We start from the raw sequence: 22,500 nt of genomic DNA, 5'->3' as shown, positions 1-22,500 counted from the left end.
CCCTTTTAACTCCTTACAGGAGCTGATTGTGAAAGACTTATTAAACTTTCTAAAAGCACAGCATAAGACCGAAGAATTTGATGCAATCAAAATCGGTCTATCTTCACCAGACATGATCCGTTCATGGTCTTTCGGTGAAGTGAAAAAACCTGAAACGATCAACTATCGTACGTTCAAACCTGAACGCGATGGTTTGTTCTGTGCGCGTATCTTTGGTCCAGTAAAAGACTACGAATGTCTTTGTGGTAAATACAAGCGCCTGAAGCACCGTGGTGTTATCTGTGAGAAGTGTGGTGTAGAAGTTACCCAAACTAAAGTTCGTCGTGACCGTATGGGCCACATCGAGCTTGCTTCACCAGTAGCTCACATCTGGTTCCTAAAATCACTGCCGTCTCGTATCGGTCTGCTGATGGATATCCCGCTGCGTGATATCGAACGTGTTCTTTACTTCGAAATGTACGTAGTAACTGAACCGGGTATGACGGATCTAGAAAAAGGTCAGATGCTAACGGAAGAAGAGTATCTGGATCGTCTAGAAGAGTGGGGCGACGAGTTCACCGCTAAAATGGGTGCAGAAGCGATCAAGGATCTTCTTGGTGCTATGGATATGCACGCTGAAGCTGAACAAATGCGCGAAGAGCTTGAAACGACAAACTCTGAAACTAAGCGTAAGAAAGTCACTAAGCGTCTGAAACTGGTAGAAGCGTTTATTCAATCTGGCAACAACCCAGAGTGGATGATCCTAACTGTACTACCAGTACTTCCGCCAGATCTACGTCCTCTGGTACCACTAGATGGCGGCCGCTTTGCGACTTCTGATCTGAACGATCTATACCGTCGTGTGATCAACCGTAACAACCGTTTGAAGCGTCTTCTAGAGCTAGCTGCTCCGGACATCATCGTACGTAACGAAAAACGTATGCTGCAAGAGTCTGTTGATGCGCTACTGGATAACGGTCGTCGTGGTCGTGCGATCACAGGTTCTAACAAGCGTCCTCTGAAATCTCTTGCTGATATGATCAAGGGTAAACAAGGTCGTTTCCGTCAGAACCTGCTAGGTAAACGTGTAGACTACTCTGGCCGTTCTGTAATCACAGTAGGTCCGTACCTTCGTCTGCACCAGTGTGGTCTTCCTAAGAAGATGGCACTTGAGCTATTTAAACCATTTATCTACAGCAAGCTAGAGACTCGTGGTCTTGCGACTACGATCAAAGCGGCGAAGAAAATGGTAGAGCGTGAAGAAGCGGTTGTTTGGGATATCCTGGATGAAGTAATCCGTGAACACCCAGTACTATTGAACCGTGCACCGACACTTCACCGTCTAGGTATTCAGGCGTTCGAACCAGTACTGATCGAAGGTAAAGCGATTCAGCTACACCCACTAGTGTGTGCGGCGTACAACGCGGACTTCGATGGTGACCAAATGGCGGTTCACGTACCTCTAACTCTAGAGGCACAGCTTGAAGCACGTACGCTGATGATGTCGACTAACAACATTCTGTCGCCAGCGTCAGGTGATCCGATCATCGTACCTTCTCAGGACGTGGTATTGGGTCTGTACTACATGACTCGTGAAAAGATCAACGTGAAAGGTGAGGGCATGTACCTTTCTGGCCCGGCTGAGGCTGAGAAAGCATACCGCACTAAGACGGCTGAACTGCACGCTCGCGTTAAAGTACGTATTACTGAAACGGTTGTTGATGAAGACGGTAACAGCACGACTGAAACCAAGATGGTTGATACCACTATCGGCCGTGCAATGCTATGGCAAATCGTGCCAAGTGGCCTGCCATTTAGCCTGGTTAACCAGAAGCTAGGTAAGAAACAGATTTCTAACCTGCTTAACGAGGCTTACCGTAAGCTGGGTCTGAAAGATACCGTTATCTTCGCTGACCAAATCATGTACGCAGGTTTCGCTTACGCAGCACTTTCTGGGGTATCGGTTGGTATCGACGATATGGTTGTACCGCCAGCTAAGTACACTGAAATCGCTGAAGCGGAAGAAGAAGTTCGCGAAATTCAAGAACAGTACCAGTCTGGTCTTGTAACTGCGGGCGAGCGCTACAACAAAGTGATCGATATCTGGGCATCAACCAACGATCGCGTTGCGAAAGCGATGATGGAGAACCTGTCTTCAGAAGCTGTCATTAACCGCGATGGCGAAGAAGAGCAGCAAGAGTCGTTCAACAGCATCTACATGATGGCCGACTCGGGCGCTCGTGGTTCTGCAGCTCAGATTCGTCAGCTAGCGGGTATGCGTGGTCTGATGGCTCGTCCGGATGGTTCGATCATCGAAACGCCGATCACTGCGAACTTTAAAGAAGGTCTGAACGTACTTCAGTACTTTATCTCAACGCACGGTGCTCGTAAGGGTCTTGCGGATACGGCACTGAAAACAGCGAACTCGGGTTACCTAACTCGTCGTCTAGTAGACGTTGCTCAAGACGTTGTTGTAACTGAACATGACTGTGGCACTGTTGAAGGTGTTGACATGATGCCTCACATCGAGGGTGGTGATGTTAAAGTTGCACTAACTGAGCTTGCTCTGGGCCGTGTAGTTGCTGAAGACGTTCTTAAGCCTGGTACTGAAGAAGTTCTGATCCCACGTAATACTCTGATTGATGAGAAGTGGTGTCAGATCATGGAAGAGAACTCAGTAGACAGCATGAAAGTGCGCTCTGTAGTTACCTGTGATTCTGACTTCGGTTGTTGTGCACAGTGTTACGGTCGTGACCTGGCACGCGGTCACCTAGTGAACCAAGGTGAAGCAGTCGGCGTTATTGCTGCTCAGTCTATCGGTGAACCGGGTACCCAGCTGACCATGCGTACGTTCCACATCGGTGGTGCGGCATCGACAGCAGCAGCAGAGAACAGCATTCAGGCGAAGAACAACGGTTCTGTGAAGCTACACAATGCTAAGTTCGTTACGAACAAAGACGGTAAGTTGGTTATCACTTCTCGTGCGTCAGAGCTGACCATTATTGATGAGTTTGGCCGTACCAAAGAGAAACACAAACTGCCTTACGGTTCTCTACTGAGCAAAGCAGACGGCGACGTGGTTACTGCTGGTGAAACAGTAGCAAACTGGGAAGCGCACACCATGCCAATCATCACTGAAGTGGCAGGTCGTATCCAGTTCGTAGATATGATCGATGGTGTAACCGTTTCTCGCCAAACTGATGACCTGACCGGCCTGTCTTCAAGTGAAGTAACAGAAGCGGCGGCTCGTCCAGCAGCAGGTAAAGATATGCGTCCAGCTATCAAACTTGTTGACGAGCAAGGCAACGATGTGACTATCCCTGGTACCGATATGCCAGCGCATTACTTCCTACCAGGTAAAGCGATCGTAAACATCGAAGATGGTGCAGAAGTGGGTGTGGGTGATACGCTTGCACGTATTCCTCAGAAGTCTGGCGGTAACAAAGATATCACCGGTGGTCTTCCACGAGTTGCTGACCTGTTCGAAGCACGTAAGCCGAAAGAGCCTGCGATTCTTGCTGAGCACACCGGTACGGTGAGCTTCGGTAAAGAAACTAAAGGTAAACGTCGCCTGGTGATCACTCGCGAGGGTGGTGACACGTACGAAGAGATGATTCCTAAGCATCGTCAGCTGAACGTATTCGAAGGCGAGAAAGTGGAACGTGGCGACGTGATCGCTGATGGTCCAGAGTCTCCGCACGATATCCTACGCTTGCGTGGTATTCATGCTGTGACACAGTACATCGCTAACGAAGTACAGGAAGTTTACCGTCTGCAAGGCGTTAAGATTAACGATAAGCACATTGAAACTATTGTTCGTCAGATGCTACGTAAGTGTACTATTACTCACGCAGGTGATTCTGAGTTCCTACCAGGCGAGCAAGTTGAATACGCACAGGTTAAGATCGCTAACCGTAACCTAGAAGCTGAAGGCAAAGAGCCGGCACGTATCGAACGTGAGCTACTGGGTATTACCAAAGCATCTCTGGCTACTGAGTCATTCATCTCTGCGGCATCGTTCCAGGAGACAACTCGCGTACTAACAGAAGCAGCAGTTTCTGGTAAGCGTGATGATCTACGTGGTCTGAAAGAGAACGTGATTGTTGGTCGTCTGATCCCAGCTGGTACTGGTTTCGCTTACCATCAAGAGCGCCAAGCTAAGCGTACTGAAGCGCAAGAAGGCCCGTCTGCTGAACAAGCAACGGATAACCTGGCTGCACTACTAAACGCAGGCTTCTCTTCTGACGAGTAATCGGTAAGAACGAAAATAAAAGGCACCTTAGGGTGCCTTTTTTGTATCTCACTTTTTTAACCAGTGTTGATGATTGCTATACGAGCGATCAAAAAGGGCTGACGTGTCCACATCAACCCTTATGCCTTTCTCGTTTATGCGCCTGGTGGAACCGCCAAACTATCGGCAATCAATTGGATCAGGTGATCTTCGACCTCAAAACGCGTTTCAATGATTTCCCCTATCAAAGACATATCTGAATCAAAATCAGCTAACTCATCATCGGCAGAAACATCGGAGTACTTGTCCGTAAAGTTCAGTAATGGTTCTGTGGTGATGACAATTTTTCCGTAGGCTTGGTTGATTTCATTGGTGGCGACAAAGCCGGTCGCTTTCCATTTATCCATCACCATATCGTAGATTTTAAAGTGACCTTCGGAGATGTAGTCGACAAGGTGTTGGCAGAAGTGCTGAAGTTCGTCAGGAGAAGGGAGTTCAATGACATTGGATTTCGAACAAGGTTGCAGTGCTGCAAGCTTACAGTATTCGACAATTAAGGATTGTCGCGTCTCTAGCCAGTGATCAATGACCTCACTGGAGCCACCCCATTGTTCCTGGGTTTGTTTGAATTTTCTTAGCATGACCATGCCCTCATGATCTATTCGCCGCCTGGCGAACGTCTTCTTTGCAAAGCAAAGTTAGTAACGATATTACAAACGCTTGTCCTTACTAAAGTTTATAGTTGTAATCATTCACAACGACAAACTCTGGTATGAAATTAGATTGCCAGTAAAATGGATGAACTTCAAGCAAAGGGAAGTCGTAATGTTAAGAAAAGGTGAAGCAAGCCATGTATCCAGTGCTTACTGGTGTGTTGTATCCGGAAGTGATGTATGGCTGGTGGACGGCACGCTACCTTACGGTAGAGCTGAAGATTTGTCCTTACCAATCGCCAGCTCCAGATGCATAGGCGATTACCAAAACACTCCGGTTATGTGGCTGAACTTGGCTGACATAGCCCAAGACCTGCCGTTAACTTCATTGCGCGATTGCCTCCATTTTGATGAGCCGCTGTTTTTACTGTTGAGTAAAGCGGTGCAATATGGGCATATGACGCAAAGCCTGCGGTTTTGCCCTCAGTGCGGTGGCCGTAACCATCTTAATCATAACCAGTTGGCAATGCAGTGCGGGGATTGCCGCACGTTGCATTATCCACGAATCTTCCCGTGTATCATTGTCGCTGTACGCAAGGAGAAGCAGATCTTGTTGGCTCAGCATCCAAGGCATCGCAATGGCATGTACACGGTGATTGCGGGCTTTTTAGAGGTGGGTGAAACGCTGGAAGAGTGTGTCGCGCGTGAAGTGCAGGAAGAAACCGGTATCAAGGTCAAGAATATCCGTTATTTTGGTAGTCAGCCCTGGGCATTTCCATCCAGCATGATGATGGCGTTTCTGGCCGATTATGAATCGGGACAGCTGAACCCGGATTATACTGAGCTGTCTGACGCACAGTGGTATTACCCTGCAAATATGCCACCGGTCGCGCCGCACGGAACCATCGCCCGGGCGTTGATCGAGCAAACCGTTGCGGATATTTTGTCTGAATGATAATTAAGGCTCTGGAAAGTTTATAAAAAAAACCCTCCGAGAGGGAGGGGGTAAGTAAGATGTCGTTATGAGGTGCTGAGTACCGGGTACTCAGTTTATAATTGTAGTTTTCGCTAGCGAACAAATTTTTAACACTGTTCTTGGTTGGGTGCAAATTAAGCATTGATTTAAAAGTTAATAACTTGATCCCGGTTGCAAAGCACACCGCTATTAGCCTTGAATCAGTGATAGAATAGCGCTTTTAAAGACAGCCGAATAATTGGAATTATGGAATGACTGAATTAAAAAATGATCGTTATCTGCGGGCGTTGCTTAAAGAACAAGTTGATTACACGCCAGTATGGATGATGCGTCAGGCGGGTCGTTACCTCCCTGAATATCGCGAAACACGCGCACAAGCCGGTGACTTTATGTCGTTGTGCCGTAATGCGGAACTTGCATCAGAAGTGACGCTACAGCCATTACGCCGGTTTCCACTCGATGCTGCGATCCTATTTTCAGACATCTTGACGATTCCTGATGCGATGGGCCTGGGGCTGCGTTTTGCCGCCGGAGAAGGGCCGGTGTTCGATAAGCCGATTACTTGTAAGGCCGATGTCGAAAAAATTGGCCTGCCGGATCCTGAAGGTGAACTGCAGTATGTGATGAATGCGGTGCGTCAGATCCGTAAAGATTTGCAAGGCGAAGTACCATTAATTGGTTTCTCGGGCAGCCCGTGGACCCTCGCTACTTACATGGTGGAAGGTGGCAGCTCAAAAGCCTTCACCAAGATCAAGAAGATGATGTACGCCGAGCCACAGACGCTACACCTGTTGTTGGATAAACTGGCAGACAGCGTGATTGAGTACCTCAATGCGCAGATCAAAGCCGGTGCGCAGTCAGTGATGGTGTTTGACACCTGGGGTGGTGTACTGACTCCGCGTGACTACAATTTATTCTCGTTGCAATACATGCACAAGATTGTCGATGGGCTGATTCGTGAAAACGACGGTCGTCGCGTACCCGTAACGCTATTTACCAAGAATGGCGGAATGTGGCTGGAGCAGATCGCGGCAACAGGCTGTGATGCCGTTGGCCTGGACTGGACCATCAACATTGCAGACGCAAAAGCGCGTGTGGGTGATAAAGTCGCGCTGCAAGGCAACATGGATCCATCCATGCTGTATGCTCAGCCAGAGCGTATCCGTGAAGAAGTGGCGACCATTCTGGAAGGGTTCGGCCACGGGGGCACCGGCCATGTGTTCAACCTTGGTCATGGTATCCACTTGGATGTGCCGCCAGAAAATGCCGGCGTGTTTGTTGAAGCAGTACACGAGTTATCTAAGCCTTACCACAAGTAATCTCGAGTTCGCGAAACCCAATACCGGCATCCTTTGCCGGTATTTTTTTGCCTGAAATTCAGGGTTGTACAGTTTCAGGAGTATTTGGCCTGCCATGTTCTAAATGCTTGGCAAGCTGTACGTAGTGCGGAAAAGATATATAAAACAATGGCATATGGCATTGTGTCATTGTGGTCTAATTTTTTGTACAGATAAAAGAGCAATTAGATCATGGGTAACCTAAAGCATCGAGTGAACCCGCTTTTTGAGGTAAGGAAGCACTTCGTCCTCAAACCATGGATTGTTCTTCAGCCATAAGGTATTGCGCGGTGAAGGGTGAGGTAGCGGGATATAATCCGGCTCCCAATCTCGCCACTGTTTAACGGTTTGAGTGAGAGTCTTTGGCTTGTTTGAAAGGTAGTACTGCTGTGAGTACTGGCCAATCAACAGAGTGAGCTCTATGTTAGGGAGCAGATCAAGAATCGGCTTGTGCCATGTCGGCGCGCACTCTTTTCTTGGTGGTAAGTCACCAGAGTTACCTTTGCCCGGATAGCAAAAACCCATCGGTATGATCGCGACCTTATTCTCGTTGTAGAAAACGTCTTTGTCGATTTCAAGCCACTGGCGCAGCCTGTTGCCACTCGGGTCATTCCAGGGAATGGAGGTTTGGTGTACGCGTGTGCCCGGAGCCTGGCCGATGATCAGCAAGCGAGCGTCTTTACCCGCCTGAACAACAGGATTTGCGCCTAAGGGAAGTTCGTGAGCGCACAGCTGACAGGCTCGAACCTGCTGCAATAGTGTGGCTAAGGACATGAGAGCTTAATACCCTTTGTCGAAATCGATTTGATTGTGCAGCGAGAACCCATCCCGCCAGCGCAGATAGTTTTCAGCAAAGATGTCCACGACGAGTTGTGGAAAACTTAACGCCGCGATATGTGGTGTCACGGTGATTTGCGGTAAGGTCCAGAAAGGGTGCTGCTCCGGGAGTGGCTCTTGCTCAAACACATCCAAAAAGGCATGTTCGACCCAGTGGTTTTTGAGAGCGAGCAGCAGGCTGGCATTATCTAATACATCACCACGGCCGACATTAAATAACAGTGCCTGACTAAGGTGGCTCAGGGCTTCACTATTAAGTATGCGGCATGTTTCTGGTGTGCTGGGCAGGGTGTTGACCACGATGTCGGCCTGATGCAGTGCGTTGGCCAACTCATTGATATGGAAAGTCTGGGCAAACTCGCCTCCGGGAGTCGGAATGCCCGTACGGTTTACGCCAATGGTTCTGATCCCCAGTGCTTGCGCTGCTTTCGCCAGGCAACTCCCGATGCTGCCAGTACCCAGGATCACCATTGTTTTACTCTGTAAGGATGTGTAGAGGTGCGGTTGCCACTGCCGGTTTTGCTGTTGCTGGTGGTATTGCCCAAAGTGGCGGAAGTGAGAAATGCAGTAGCCGATCACGTACTCGGCAATCAATGGACCAAAAATGCCGCGTACATTTGTCAGGCTATAATCCTGACGCAGGGAAGGCGCCATTAAGGCGTTCACCCCGGCAAAAGTGGACTGAACCCACTCAAGCTGCGTAAACTCGTCTAATCTTGAGGATAGTAGTGGCGGATCCGCCAGTACGATCTGGGCATCTTGCGGTTTATCCGTAATGCGAAGATCAGGCAGGTTTTTCTCTGCCAGTAATGTTTCATAGGTGTCACGGTGCTCCGAGAGCAGGAAAATCTGATTTGGTTGCGCCATTAACTTTTTTCCCTGTGATGAATCAAGTACACTTTCGCTGTATTTTTCTTCAATGACTGAGTGACTATGCTTAAGAATCCTCTTCAGGTTCGTTTGGAAAAACTAGAACCTTGGCAACAAATTACCTTCATGGCGTGTCTGTGTGAACGCATGTATCCAAACTATGCGATGTTTTGTGACAACACAGAATTTGCTGAGCCACGGGCTTACCGAGCGATTCTTGATAGTGTATGGGAAATTCTGACAGTCAAGAACGCAAAAGTAAATTTTGAGCGTCAGCTGGAAAAGCTCGAAGAACTGTTCCCCAGTGCTGAGGAGTACGACTTTTATGCGGTGTATCCAGCGATGGATGCCTGTCAGGCACTGGCAACCTTGTTGCATGGTCTGTTGGATCGCGATTACCTTTTTGATTCCATGCTTAAAGTGAGCCAGCAGTCGGTAAAGACCGTGGTGGATCTGGAGCAGGCGCAAGGCAGTGAACCAATCACCAATGATAATCAAAAAGATAATCAGGCAGTGTGTGAAGAGTGGGATGTGCAGTGGGCGATTTTCCGTCCGTTGCGTGAGGCTGGTGAACGTGATATCTGCTTGATTAAGGATTTACGTGAAGAGCTGCGAGAAGAAGCCGTAAGCAACATCGGTGTCGCGCTTTAACCGTTAATCGGATATGAAAAAGGCTCCCAGTAGGAGCCTTTTTAGTATCTATCTGGCAGTTTATGCGCTTGTGGCATTGGCTTGACAGGTTTTTGCTTCTGCAGTACTTGGCAATTTGTCTGTGGCCTTCAGAGGTGCTTGCTCATCGTCATCACGGCTCTCGATTACACCGTGTTGTTCTTTCCAGGTTTGCCAACGCTGATACGCCAGCTGCTGCATGTCGGTGCTTTTGTCTGCTTCATCAATGATCTCTTCGCCCAACAGGTGCTCGAAGATATCCTCCAGTGTCACCAGACCCTGTACTGTGCCGTACTCGTCCACCACCAGTGCTAATTGCAGACGGTGGCTCATCATTTGGTCGAATACTTTTGGTAATGCAGTATTGTTCAGCACCACTTGGATTGGGCGCATCACCGCACCGAGCTGTTTGTGCCCACAACCCGATTGTTGCAGTTTGAATAGCTCCAGGCGGTGAACAAAACCAATGATATTGTCTTTCTGTTCGCTGTAGATCAGAGGACGAGAAAAAGGTGTTTCATTATGCACCACCAGAAATTCGTCGATAGTCATGGTCGCATCTACGCGAAACACCACCGGGCGAGGTGTCATGACCTGAGTTGCCGGGACGTCTTTAATGCCCAGCAGGTTGCTCAGAATTTTGGACTCACCTTCGGCAAATTCGCCGCTTTCTTGGGCCAGCAGCGCCATCGCGGAGAGTTCATCACGCATTTTCGGCGGCTCATGATTACGAGCCAGGCGTTTAGTAATTTGCTCGGAAAACCACACGAAGGGCGTCAGTGCCCAAACCATCCAGCGTAATGACATCGCGGTGGCGGGAGCCAGTTGACGCCAGTACGTTGCGCCTATGGTTTTTGGCACAATTTCAGACAGCACCAGAATTGCGAGTGTGAGTACTGCCGAGAAGATCCCCAGCGCTTCACTACCGAAGACCGCAGCGGCTTGTGCACCGGCCGTTGCGGCGCCAATCGTATGCGCGATGGTGTTTAGGGTTAAAATTGAGGCTAACGGACGATCGATATCTTCCTTAAGCGCCGAGAGTCGCTCAGCAGCAGGGTGCTGCTGCTGTTTCAACTGAGCAATATAACTCGGGCTGATACTGAGCAGCACCGCCTCCAGTACCGAACAAATGAATGAAATACCGATAGCGACAGAGATATAAAAAGATAAAAGCAGCATAGATGCCCTTAAATGAAAACAAACATAGGTGCTTCACGGCCTATTTTTACCGCAGAAGTACTATATAAATTGGTCCGCAGACCCCGTAAAGCAAGAGCTTCCACGGCTTTAGTGGTAACAATTTGTGAGTTGATGCTCATATTATGGCTAAAAGTGCGGCATAAAATCGAAAGATCGCTCACAAACCTTTGCCAGATGGGGCATTTATGCTTTAGAGTGAGACGAATTCGATAACATATGAGAAGGGAAACCTAATGAACAAGACCCAATTAATCGACTTTATCGCAGAGAAAGCAGATCTATCTAAAGCGCAAGCTAAAGCTGCTCTTGAAGCAACTCTTGAGGGTGTAACTGGTGCACTTAAAGAGGGTGACCAAGTTCAACTAATTGGTTTTGGTACGTTCAAAGTAAACCACCGTGCAGCTCGCACTGGTCGTAACCCTAAGACTGGTGATGAGATTCAAATCGCAGCTGCTAACGTTCCTGCATTTGTAGCAGGTAAAGCGCTGAAAGAATCAGTAAACTAAGTTAAAATGCACCGAGGTATCCTGCCTCGGTGCAACTTGATGAAAAAACCTCTACTCACTTCTCTCATCTTTTCTACTCTCACTCTTTTTGGTTGTTCTTCGGTTGAATCGCCAAACCTCGAGCAGTTTAACCATTTCTCTGGTGGGCAACGGTCGGGAGATGCGACCAGTCTGTACTGGATGACTGAGCGCTTAACCCGCATTAGTACGGCGGCCGATCATGTCAGTGCTGGCGATTACGGCTGGTATCAAAGTGATTATCGCTGGGATGATGGTCAGCTAAGAGAGCTGGTTCGAAAGGGTGAACAACTTGATGCCAAGCAAGGTCTTGCGCCTTTTGAAGTCCATATCCGCTTTAACAAAGATGGCGATGCCGTCTACCAGCGATACCGCGTCAATCATAAAGTGCTGCCTTTGCAGAGTGATCAGCTAGAGCGTTATAAAGGGCAAGCGAGTGATGTGGTATCTGCCATCAGACAGCGATCTCAGCGCGGGCAGCGCTTGATCCAAGGTTATTGGAATGGGCAGTCATTTGAAACTTGCGATGGCCGAGAGTTTTCCACGCTGGAATTCAGTCAGCCCTTACCTCAGTTGGGGGTCGAGCGACTGGCATCGGTCGATAATTACATCGCTTTTGTCGGTAAGGCCACACGTAATACAGTTATCGTGGATGAGTTACTGATGCTCAATGATGATGGCTTTGACTGTATTGCACGACCGAGCTTGATTGCGGAATGATAAACAAAGGCGCTTAACGCGCCTTTGTGATTATTGCCAACTGAAGTTGTTATTATTTTTGCTGTTCTCGCTCAATCGCGCGGTAGCCAATATCGTTGCGATGGAACATGCCATCCCAACTGATCTTTCTCACTAGTTCGTATGCGCGTTGCTGAGCTTCTGATACGCTGTTGCCCAGGGCCGTAGCACAAAGTACACGACCGCCGTTGGTCACGATGTCGCCGTCTTTATTGTCAGTGCCAGCATGGAAGACTTTCTCGCCTTCGACTTCAACCTGAGGCAGACCTGAAATCACGTCGCCTTTGCTGTACGCCGCCGGGTAGCTGCCAGCTGCCAGGACGACACCGATAGACGCACGTGGATCCCATTTCGACTCCACCTGATCCAGTTTCTCGTCGATAGCCGCCAGGCACAGCTCAACAAGATCTGATTCCATGCGCATCATGATCGGCTGGGTTTCCGGATCACCGAAGCGGCAGTTGTATTCGATTACTTTCGGTGTGCCGTCTTTGTCGATCATCAGGCCCGCGTAGAGGAAACCTGTGTAGGGGTTACCTTCTTGAGCCATACCACGTACGGTTGGGTAAATCACTTCTTCCATGATGCGGTTGTGGATTTCTGGCGTAACCACTGGAGCTGGAGAGTAAGCACCCATACCGCCGGTGTTAGGCCCGGTATCCTGGTCGCCTACACGCTTGTGATCCTGGCTGGTGGCCATTGGTAGTACGTTCTCACCATCGACCATTACGATGAAGCTGGCTTCTTCGCCGTCCAGGAACTCTTCGATCACCACGCGGCTGCCTGCCTCACCAAAGGCATTGCCAGCCAGCATGTCGTTGATCGCGGCTTCGGCTTCTTCGAGGGTCATCGCCACAATCACGCCTTTACCTGCGGCCAGACCGTCGGCTTTAACAACGATTGGTGCACCTTGCTCACGCACGTAAGCAAGAGCGGGTTCGATTTCAGTGAAGTTAGCGTAAGCCCCGGTAGGGATTTGGTGACGAGCCAGGAAGTCTTTAGTAAACGCTTTTGAGCCTTCAAGCTGCGCTGCCGCCTGAGTTGGACCAAAGATTGGCAAACCCGCTTCACGGAACGCATCAACCACACCAATAACCAGCGGTGCTTCCGGGCCGACAATGGTCAGTTCGATGGCTTTCTCTTTTGCGAAAGCAACTAAGCCAGCAATGTCTTCTACGCCAATGTCTACGTTCTCTAGTTTTGGTTCTAGCGCAGTACCTGCATTGCCCGGTGCAACGAAGATGGTATCTACATTTGGGTTTTGCGCGGCTTTCCATGCTAACGCGTGCTCACGACCGCCGGCACCAATGATTAAAACTCGCATATTCAAAATTCCTTAATTTCAAAATATCGTTTACTCCAAGTAGTTGGTATTTATCTAACGCAACTACTCGAGTCCTCTTTAACTCATTGGGAGCGCTAACAAGGCGATAAGCGAGCTTATCGCTATGAGCGTAGTCAATGCAGTTAGCGCCCCAATGATGCCCAGAGGATTAGTGGCGGAAGTGACGCATACCCGTAAAGATCATCGCCATACCGTGCTCGTCTGCTGCAGCGATAACTTCGTCATCACGCATCGAGCCGCCTGGTTGAATCACACATTTGATGCCTGCTTCTGCGGCGGCATCAATGCCATCACGGAATGGGAAGAACGCGTCAGATGCCATTACGCTGCCTGCAACTTGCAGACCTTCGTCTGCCGCTTTGATACCCGCGATTTTTGCTGAGTAAACACGGCTCATCTGGCCGGCGCCCACACCGATAGTCATGTCACCTTTGGCGTAAACAATGGCATTGGATTTCACGTATTTCGCGACTTTCCAGCAGAATAGCGCGTCTTTCAGTTCTTCTTCGGTTGGCTGACGCTTAGAAACCACTTTAAGGTCATCCAGGCTTACCATGCCTTGATCACGGTCTTGCACCAACAGGCCGCCGTTAACGCGCTTCACGTCGAAGCCGGTGGTTTTGGCTGACCATTCGCCACACTCAAGCAGACGAACGTTTTTCTTCGCTGCAACGACTTCAATCGCTTGTGCCGATACAGATGGTGCGATGATCACTTCCACGAACTGACGCTCAACGATCGCTTGTGCGGTCTCAGCATCTAGCTCTTGGTTGAAGGCAATGATGCCGCCGAATGCTGATGTTGGGTCGGTCTGGTAAGCGCGGTTGTACGCTTCCAGGATGTCTTTACCCAGTGCTACGCCACATGGGTTAGCGTGTTTCACGATCACACAGGCAGGCTCGTCGAACTCTTTCACACACTCAAGTGCTGCGTCGGTGTCGGCGATGTTGTTGTAAGAAAGGGCTTTACCCTGGATTTGGCGAGCAGTAGAAACCGATGCTTCTTCTGGGTTTGCTTCTACGTAGAAAGCGGCAGCCTGGTGGCTGTTTTCGCCGTAGCGCATGTCTTGTTTTTTCTCGAACTGTTGGTTGAATGTGCGAGGGAATTTACTCTCTTCGTCACCTTCTTTGTTCTCTCCATAAGATGGAACCATAGTGCCGAAGTAGTTGGCAATCATGCCATCGTAAGCTGCGGTGTGCTCAAAGGCTGCGATAGCCAGGTCGAAGCGAGTTTCCAGAGTAAGCGATTTGTCGTTGGCATCCATCTCTGCGATGACGCGGTTATAATCACCAGCGTTAACCACAATAGTCACGTCTTTGTGGTTTTTTGCGGCAGAACGAACCATTGTTGGACCACCGATATCGATGTTTTCAACCGCATCAGCCAGGGTACAACCTTCTTTCGCTACGGTTTCTGCGAATGGGTATAGGTTCACCACGACCATGTCGATTGGGTTGATACCGTGCGTTGCCATCACATCATCATCCTGACCGCGACGACCAAGTACACCGCCGTGAACTTTCGGGTGAAGCGTTTTAACGCGGCCGTCCATCATTTCTGGGAAACCAGTGTAGTCAGAGACCTCAGTCACGGCGATGCCTTGCTCTGCCAGCAGGCGAGCGGTACCACCAGTCGATAGGATATCGACACCACGATCAGCAAGCGCTTGGGCAAACTCAACAATACCTGTTTTGTCTGATACGCTGATTAGCGCGCGGCGAATAGGGCGAGCGTTGTTCATGCTTCCATTTTCCTCAAATTCACGGAGTTAAAAGATGTTTGCCAAAAATGAACTTGTTTTTACCTCTTGGGGTAAAATATTGGCCAGTTTTGGTAAAGACCTTTGTCGGAGTCTTCTGGTTAGAAAACAGTCTCCACTATTTGATGGCGCGTATTCTAACTAATTTATCACAAAAAAGCTCGCGCAATCGTTTGGCATCGCAAAAATAATTGCAGGAAACTCGACTTTTGGCTTTAAAAGTAACGAGATAGTTAATAAGGGAAGTTATGTTTCAGATCGGAGAACTGGCAAAGCGCTGTGGTGTGACCGCTGACACCCTGCGTTTTTATGAAAAAAACCAGCTGCTCAAACCCGCAGGGCGCAGTGAATCCGGGTATCGGCTGTATAACGAAGAGAATCAGAAACAGGTTCACTTCATCTTAAAAGCGAAAGAGCTCGGCTTGAGCCTGGATGAAATTAAGGAGTTACTGGACATTAAGCTTGAAGCGACTGAGCATAGCTGTGCCGAGGTGAAGGCTATCACTTCGGCCAAGTTAGCCTTAATAGACCAGAAAATTGCCGAACTGAGCCGAATTCGTACGGCGCTTAAAAAAATCAATGATGCGTGTTGTGGGCACGTGAACGATGATGCCAGCCACTGCTCCATTTTGGCGGCGCTGGAATAGTTTTACCTAAGTAATCGTTAGATGCCAGGTTCAGTGAGGTTGTTTCCTCGAACAGATGCCAGTGGCACAGCTCTGCATCCAGCGCTCTCCTGGCTATCGATTGTGCCACTTAATTTAAGTTTGCATTTTTGGCGGCTTGCTTTCCTAGGTTCAAGCCGTTTTCCCTCCTATAATCTCGCCTTTTGTCGACGGTAAATATGTGTATTTCCACTGATTCCGAGAGCGACACCGTTTTTTAGATACGAGAGTTTTCATACATGTCTGGAGTCTATTTTCAAATCAATGACTGGGTTTTGAGCGTTGATGAAAATAAGTTGTATCGACAAGACAGGGAAGTTACCGTTGAGCCACGCTTAGTTAATTTATTGCATTTTCTGGCATTGCATCCTAATGAGGTATTCAATCGTGAAACACTGATCCAGCACGTTTGGGCTGGGGCAATTGTGACCGACCAGGTGGTAACACAGTCGATTTTTGAATTACGTAAGTTACTGCGCGATGGACGTGAAGAGAACATCAGTTATGTCATCACGGTTCCTAAACGTGGTTATAAGCTGGTGGCGAGTGTCACGCCGGTGACGCATCAGGAGTTTCTCACTAATCAATATGTTGAGCCTGATGCCTTTCAGCCAGCTGGGGAAGTCCCAGAAGAAGTGGAAGACATTCCAGCCGCCTCTGCGGTGGCTTTTCCTGCCGGGCCGTTAACACGGGCGGTGTGTGAAATGTCTCAAGATAAAATATCGCCGAAAAGTAAGCGCAACATCAGTCCATGGCGTATCGGTTTGATGAACTTTATCTGGATCAGCATATTGATTGGCGCAATAGGTATCTTCACTTATCAGCAATCTGAAGTGCGTATTACCCAGGCCATTGATACTCATTTGATTGAGTTTAAGGTTCAGGACGACTTTAGCGAGGGGGAGTTGAGTTATGATCTTGCCGATGGTTTCGCGCAGAAGTTAATGGCGGATGTGGCTCAGGTCAGTGACTACCGGGTGATGCTGCAGAAAGCGTCATTCACTACCGGAATTGTTCCTGGTAAATCTGTGGTCGTGCGGGTACGGGAACATGACAGTGGCGGTTATCTTGAAGTGGAATACCGTAATAACTCCTCAGAAAAAGTGCTGTTCAGTCGCCAATATGCGCTGACTATCAACCACTTGAAAACCGTTATGCAGCAGGCCTCGATGGATCTGATGCAGGCACTCCGAGTGCCTGATGTGAAACTCAAATCCCAGATGCAGCTGGCTGGTATGCCGGTGAATCCAGAGGCGTTGGCCCTGTTTGTCCAGGCCAACCACTATTTAAATGTCTCCGATGCTGACCAGTTCCAGCATGGGGTTGATTTAATGGAAGAGATTCTAGAAATCGAACCCAACAATGCTTATGTTCAGTCTGAACTGCTGATCGCTTACCATGTGCAAAAAGCACTTAATCCTCAAGCCGAGCTGCGCAAGGGTAAGATCAAGCAGTTAAGCGAGCAGTTAGCGGTTATTGTCAAGATGATTGAGGGGCCGATCCAGCCACGGATTTATGAAGCGCTGGCGTTGCAAAAAACCATCACAGGTGATGTGGGCAGCGCCAAGCAGTATTTGACCCTGGCCCTGCAAATGCGTGATTCCGTGTTGTCTTACGTTATTCGCGGTAAGCATGCTGAACTTGATGGTGATCTGGATTTGGCCAGTGAGTCTTACAATGAAGCTTTTTATATTGATACGTCGGTGGAAACGTATCTGCTGTGTGAGAATTTAGTTTTCCTCAGTAACATCAAGGCGATTGACTACGCCATGTACCGCGCAGTTCATCCTGCTGTGGTTCGACTGTTGTAAACCGTATCATTTCGAAACAGCCCTTCACCTCGGTGAGGGGCTTTTTTTATGTCTGTGGCCGGTTCATTTCAGGGATGATTTTCTCCGGCTATGCGGTGGCTTTGCATTTTCTTCAGTAACCATGAGCATGGCGGGCGAGTCAATAAGGGAGGGCGGCGATTTGTTTTTCTGCCATTTCATAATTGTCACCATCATTATTTGGTTAACTGGGTGTGTTCTGCTGTGGAGTTGCAAGAGGTTGATAAAGATCGTGGCAGGTTGATGTTTTTAGTTTTTTCCGGCCAGGCGTTTTAGGTTTTTTGTAAGTTTTTGTATATAAAGACTTTGTGCTTTTGCTTGTATCAGGTTTATCTCAACTTGATATCGGAGAACTAATAGTTTTATTGATAACCCCAAGTTTATTTTTTTTTCCGTATTAGGGCGTAGTCTTCACTTCGAAATTTAGCGAGGTTGAGTGGTTCTTTACCTCACAGCCTCTCGCTAATCACCATTCAGTTTGAGTCATGTGGGCTCAAGTAGAATAGCTTTGGAAATGTTATGTCATCGAATACGAAAAAAATCGGCCTTATCGCCTGTACGGGGGTTGTTGCCGGTAACATGATGGGGAGCGGTATTGCACTGTTACCTTCTAGCCTTGCCACTGTCGGCTCGGTTTCAATTTTCAGCTGGCTGATCTGTTTGATCGGTGCACTGAGCCTGGCGTTCGTTTACGCTCGGCTGGCAACCAAAAACCCACAGGAAGGCGGTCCTATCGCTTATGCTGGTGAAGTGTCTCCGGTATTTGGTTTCCAAACAGGCGTGCTTTACTACCACGCCAACTGGATTGGTAACCTGGCTATCGCGATTACCGGTGTTTCTTACCTTTCTGTTTTCTTCCCGGTACTTAATAATCCAATCCCCGCAGGTATTGCGACGATTGCATCGGTATGGATCTTCACTTTTGTAAACCTGCTTGGTGGGAGCTGGGTAAGCCGACTATGTACCCTTGGCCTGGTGCTGATCCTGATCCCGGTATTAGGTACGGCGTTATTGGGCTGGACGCATTTTGATATGGCGCTATACAGCCAAAACTGGAATGTTTCGGCGGGTACCGATAGCCACGCCGTCGTAACGGCGGTGCTTATCTGTCTATGGTCATTTGTCGGTGTAGAATCTGCCGCAGTATCAACCGGTATGGTTGAGAACCCTAAACGCACCGTACCGCTGGCCACCATGCTGGGTACCGGTATCGCGGGGGTAATTTACATTCTGTCGACACAAATGATCAGTGGCATGTTCCCTGCCTCAGAAGTGGCAGCATCAGGTGCACCATTTGCCCTGGCAACGAATGAACTATTCGGTAGCTGGAGCGCCCCGTTCGTATCGGCATTCACTGCGCTGGCATGTTTTACTTCGCTCGGTTCCTGGATGATGCTGGTGGGCGAAGCGGGTAAACGTGCAGCAAGCGATGGCAACTTCCCTAAAATCTACGGTGAAACTGACAAAAACGGTGTGCCTAAGAAAGGCCTGATCCTGGCGTCGATTAAGATGACGGCACTGATGGTGGTATTGATGTTCTTCAGCTCTAAAACTGCGCATGCCTCAGACTTGTTCAACCAGCTAACCACAGATGCTGTGTTGCTAACCATGCTGCCTTATTTCTACTCAAGCATTAACCTGATCCGTTTTGAAGGCATGACCACGCGTAATAGCTTCGTGATGCTGTTCTCGGGTATCGCTTGTGTGTTCTGTTTTATCGCCCTGGCGGGAGCAGAAGGCGCGACGCTGACCGCAACCTTCATCGTCTCTCTGGTTATCTTGATGTTCTACAGCAAAAAAGTAGGTCTAGCGCAATACATGCAGTTAGATGCTGACAACATGCAGGCTCAAGCGAGCAACTAGCTTTCACTCGCTGGCACTCCGGTGCCAGCTCAAAAACTCAAATTCACTCGGCGCTCTTCTTACTCACTGCCTGAAAATGGCAGGGAGCGCCTTGATTCGCCTTGGAGATGTCCAAATGAATATTTTTGCTATCTTGAACCACATGGGTGTGTTCTTTAAAGAAGAGCCAGTTCGTCAACTTCACGCAGCGCTTGAGCAAGCGGGCTACGAAGTGGTTTACCCGGTAGATGACAAAGACTTGATCAAAATGATTGAGATGAACCCACGCATTTGCGGTGTGCTGTTCGACTGGGATAAATACTCACTAGAGCTGTGCGAACGGATTAGCCAGGTTAATGAAAAACTGCCGGTCCATGCCTTTGCGAACGAACAGTCTACTCTGGATATCTCACTAACAGACCTACGCCTGAACGTCAGCTTCTTCGAGTACGCATTAGGTATGGCCGATGATATCGCGATCAAAATTAACCAGGCGACGGAGGCCTATAAAGATGCCATCATGCCTCCATTCACTAAAGCGCTATTCAAATACGTAGAAGAAGGTAAATACACCTTCTGTACTCCAGGTCACATGGGGGGGACGGCATTCCAGAAAAGCCCGGCAGGCAGCATCTTCTACGATTTTTACGGTCCAAATACCTTTAAGGCGGACGTATCCATCTCAATGCCGGAGCTAGGTTCTCTGCTGGATCATACCGGTCCACATCAAGATGCCGAAGAATACATCGCACGTACGTTTAATGCCGACAGCTCATACATTGTGACTAACGGTACGTCTACCTCGAACAAAATCGTCGGTATGTACTCCGCACCGGCAGGCAGCACCGTACTGATTGACCGTAACTGTCACAAATCTCTGACTCACCTGATGATGATGAGTGACGTCACACCAATTTACTTCCGCCCAACCCGTAACGCCTACGGCATCCTTGGTGGTATTCCGCAAAGCGAATTCAGCCGTGAAGTGATCGCAGAGAAAGTGGCGAACACGCCGGGGGCCTGTGCACCCTCTTACGCGGTAGTCACTAACTCGACTTACGATGGCCTGTTGTACAACACGCAATTCATCAAAGAGTCGCTGGATTGTAAACATATCCACTTCGACAGTGCTTGGGTGCCTTACACTAACTTCAACCCGATTTACCAGGGTAAATGTGGGATGAGTGGTGAAGCGATGCCAGGTAAAGTGTTCTACGAAACACAATCAACCCATAAACTGTTGGCGGCCTTCTCACAAGCTTCAATGATCCACGTGAAAGGGGATTTTGATAAAGAATCTTTCAACGAAGCTTTCATGATGCACACATCCACGTCACCTCAGTACGGGATTGTTGCTTCTACTGAGACAGCAGCAGCCATGATGCGCGGTAACACGGGTAAGAAGTTGATGCAAGACGCTATCGATCGTGCAATCCGCTTCCGTAAAGAGATCAAACGTCTGGAAGCAGAAAGCGACAGCTGGTTCTTTGATGTATGGCAACCAGACAACATCGACACGACTGAATGTTGGAAACTGGATCCAAGCGATGCATGGCACGGCTTCAAGAACATGGATGACAACCACATGTATCTTGACCCAATCAAAGTCACGCTACTGACTCCAGGGATGAACAAAGACGGCGAACTGGAAGAATCAGGCATTCCTGCTTCGCTGGTGGCGAAATTCCTCGACGAGCGTGGCATCGTGGTAGAGAAAACCGGTCCATACAACTTGTTGTTCCTGTTCTCAATCGGTATTGATAAATCAAAAGCAATGCAATTGCTGCGCGGCCTGACGGAGTTCAAACGTGGCTATGACCTGAACCTAACCATCAAGAGCTTCCTGCCTTCGCTTTACAACGAAGACCCAGGCTTCTATGAAGGCATGCGTGTTCAAGAACTGGCACAAGCGATTCATGACCTGACCAAGAAATACAATCTGCCAGAGTTAATGTATAAAGCATTCGATGTGCTTCCAGAAATGAAAGTCACACCACATGCAGCATGGCAAGAAGAGCTTCGCGGTAATGTAGAAGAAATCAAACTGGACGAAATGGTTGGCCGCGTAAGTGCGAACATGATCCTGCCTTACCCTCCAGGCGTGCCACTAGTACTTCCTGGTGAAATGGTGACGCAAGAGTCTCGCCCGGTACTGGACTTCCTGAAGATGCTGTGTGAGATCGGTGCCCATTACCCTGGTTTTGAAACCGACATCCACGGTCTGTACCAACAAAAAGATGGCAGCTACACCGTAAAAGTATTGAAGAACTGAGTTCCTCTCGAAGATGACGCCATTGGGAATGCAAGCATGCTCCACTCTTACGAGCTCGATGCGTCATCGGACAATCACGACATTTAGATATACCCCTAACTAATCTGTCGTAAAGAGAAGGGCAAGGATGCTCTGATCTTTTCTTCTATATAGAAGAAACACTTTTCCAAGACTTCACCTGAAGTACCCCAAGTAAAAAGCCAAGACCAAAGAGCAGTTCGTTATCGTTCTGCTCTTTTTTTATGCTGACAGTAAAATGATAGGCAGGGAAGGCAGGATCAATTCACAGCGAATCCGAAGATCGTGGGCATAAAATCGGCGGAGAACTGAGGAACGTGGCCGCGCGGGGATCCCCAAAAGATCCTTTTTCTCTGGTAAAAATGGTCAGGATCGTTGGTTATTCGGGCGAAGTGTTCGTTATTTGTGCGGTCGTGAGTTTTTTTGCAAAAAACGCTTGTGCTAATTTCTCAACTCCCTATACTGCGCATCCACCGACACGGAGTGAGACGAAAGTCACACAGCGAGTCGGAAAGAGAGAAAAGAAATTTGAAAAAAAATGCTTGACTCTCTCACGGTGTGAAGTAAGATGCGCACCCTAACGTTGAGTGGCTAAGTCGCTGAAAATGTTAGAAAAGCTCTTTAAAAATTAGAACCTATCAATCTGTGTGGGCACTCGTTGATGATAATCCAATTCGATACTTCGGTATCAAATTAGGTTTCAATGAACTGAGTGACCAATCAAGTCTTCGGACTTGGCACAGTCAATTCATTATC

16 protein-coding genes are annotated in these 22,500 nt (G+C 48.6%); 10 read left to right on the top strand and 6 right to left on the bottom strand.

The window, feature by feature from the left end; genetic code table 11:
• Positions 1 to 28: 28 nt before the first annotated feature.
• Complete coding sequence (rpoC, locus tag P2G85_RS19650; RefSeq protein WP_275865763.1) at positions 29 to 4,231, top strand: DNA-directed RNA polymerase subunit beta'; 4,203 nt, start codon at positions 29 to 31, stop codon at positions 4,229 to 4,231.
• Positions 4,232 to 4,365: 134 nt separating this feature from the next.
• Here the strand turns inward: rpoC and rsd are convergent, their stop codons facing one another.
• Positions 4,366 to 4,857 (bottom strand): sigma D regulator, encoded by a 492-nt coding sequence (gene rsd / locus P2G85_RS19645; protein WP_275865762.1) that lies wholly within the window; start codon positions 4,855 to 4,857, stop codon positions 4,366 to 4,368.
• A gap of 178 nt (positions 4,858 to 5,035) precedes the next feature.
• Between rsd and nudC the strand changes: the two genes are divergently transcribed.
• Complete coding sequence (gene nudC, locus P2G85_RS19640; RefSeq protein ID WP_275865761.1) at positions 5,036 to 5,818, top strand: NAD(+) diphosphatase; 783 nt, start codon at positions 5,036 to 5,038, stop codon at positions 5,816 to 5,818.
• Positions 5,819 to 6,090: 272 nt separating this feature from the next.
• The gene (gene hemE / locus P2G85_RS19635) at positions 6,091 to 7,158 is read left to right on the top strand and encodes a uroporphyrinogen decarboxylase (protein ID WP_275865760.1); all 1,068 of its coding nucleotides are present in this window, start codon (positions 6,091 to 6,093) and stop codon (positions 7,156 to 7,158) included.
• A gap of 219 nt (positions 7,159 to 7,377) precedes the next feature.
• On the opposite strand, the gene P2G85_RS19630 is transcribed toward hemE, so the two are convergent.
• Positions 7,378 to 7,950, bottom strand: coding sequence for a uracil-DNA glycosylase family protein (locus tag P2G85_RS19630; protein ID WP_275865759.1), 573 nt, complete (start codon positions 7,948 to 7,950; stop codon positions 7,378 to 7,380).
• Between the two features lie 6 nt (positions 7,951 to 7,956).
• Positions 7,957 to 8,880, bottom strand: coding sequence for a D-2-hydroxyacid dehydrogenase (locus P2G85_RS19625; protein ID WP_275865758.1), 924 nt, complete (start codon positions 8,878 to 8,880; stop codon positions 7,957 to 7,959).
• Between the two features lie 66 nt (positions 8,881 to 8,946).
• On the opposite strand from P2G85_RS19625, the gene P2G85_RS19620 reads away from it, so the two are divergent.
• Positions 8,947 to 9,534: a DUF416 family protein gene (locus P2G85_RS19620; RefSeq protein WP_275865757.1), complete on the top strand. Its 588-nt coding sequence runs from the start codon at positions 8,947 to 8,949 to the stop codon at positions 9,532 to 9,534.
• Positions 9,535 to 9,594: 60 nt separating this feature from the next.
• Here the strand turns inward: P2G85_RS19620 and P2G85_RS19615 are convergent, their stop codons facing one another.
• Positions 9,595 to 10,731 carry a hemolysin family protein gene (locus tag P2G85_RS19615; protein WP_275865756.1) on the bottom strand — a complete coding sequence of 379 codons (1,137 nt, stop codon included), beginning with the start codon at positions 10,729 to 10,731 and terminating at the stop codon, positions 9,595 to 9,597.
• A gap of 254 nt (positions 10,732 to 10,985) precedes the next feature.
• Here P2G85_RS19615 and hupA point away from each other — a divergent pair, with 254 nt between their 5' ends.
• A complete protein-coding gene (hupA, locus tag P2G85_RS19610) occupies positions 10,986 to 11,258 on the top strand; it encodes a nucleoid-associated protein HU-alpha (RefSeq protein ID WP_005433627.1) in 273 nt (90 codons plus the stop codon).
• 39 nt (positions 11,259 to 11,297) lie between these two features.
• Positions 11,298 to 11,996, top strand: coding sequence for a DUF1481 domain-containing protein (locus P2G85_RS19605; RefSeq protein ID WP_275865755.1), 699 nt, complete (start codon positions 11,298 to 11,300; stop codon positions 11,994 to 11,996).
• 52 nt (positions 11,997 to 12,048) lie between these two features.
• On the opposite strand, the gene purD is transcribed toward P2G85_RS19605, so the two are convergent.
• Complete coding sequence (gene purD / locus P2G85_RS19600; RefSeq protein ID WP_275865754.1) at positions 12,049 to 13,338, bottom strand: phosphoribosylamine--glycine ligase; 1,290 nt, start codon at positions 13,336 to 13,338, stop codon at positions 12,049 to 12,051.
• A gap of 169 nt (positions 13,339 to 13,507) precedes the next feature.
• Complete coding sequence (purH, locus tag P2G85_RS19595) at positions 13,508 to 15,100, bottom strand: bifunctional phosphoribosylaminoimidazolecarboxamide formyltransferase/IMP cyclohydrolase (protein WP_275865753.1); 1,593 nt, start codon at positions 15,098 to 15,100, stop codon at positions 13,508 to 13,510.
• Between the two features lie 266 nt (positions 15,101 to 15,366).
• Between purH and zntR the strand changes: the two genes are divergently transcribed.
• The 4 genes from zntR (at position 15,367) to P2G85_RS19575 (ending at position 21,726) form a co-directional block, all read left to right on the top strand.
• The gene (zntR, locus tag P2G85_RS19590) at positions 15,367 to 15,765 is read left to right on the top strand and encodes a Zn(2+)-responsive transcriptional regulator (protein WP_275865752.1); all 399 of its coding nucleotides are present in this window, start codon (positions 15,367 to 15,369) and stop codon (positions 15,763 to 15,765) included.
• Between the two features lie 257 nt (positions 15,766 to 16,022).
• Positions 16,023 to 17,594 carry a lysine decarboxylation/transport transcriptional activator CadC gene (gene cadC / locus P2G85_RS19585; RefSeq protein ID WP_275865751.1) on the top strand — a complete coding sequence of 524 codons (1,572 nt, stop codon included), beginning with the start codon at positions 16,023 to 16,025 and terminating at the stop codon, positions 17,592 to 17,594.
• Positions 17,595 to 18,131: 537 nt separating this feature from the next.
• Positions 18,132 to 19,475 (top strand): cadaverine/lysine antiporter, encoded by a 1,344-nt coding sequence (gene cadB / locus P2G85_RS19580; protein WP_275865750.1) that lies wholly within the window; start codon positions 18,132 to 18,134, stop codon positions 19,473 to 19,475.
• 115 nt (positions 19,476 to 19,590) lie between these two features.
• Entirely contained in the window at positions 19,591 to 21,726 is a 2,136-nt protein-coding gene (locus P2G85_RS19575; RefSeq protein ID WP_275865749.1) for a lysine decarboxylase CadA, read from the top strand.
• Positions 21,727 to 22,500 lie beyond the last annotated feature (774 nt).

Source organism: Vibrio sp. CAU 1672 (genome assembly GCF_029223195.1).
GTDB lineage: Bacteria > Pseudomonadota > Gammaproteobacteria > Enterobacterales > Vibrionaceae > Vibrio.
The sequence above is the reverse complement of the archived record's forward strand: the minus strand, read 5'-3'. Positions and strand labels throughout refer to the sequence as shown.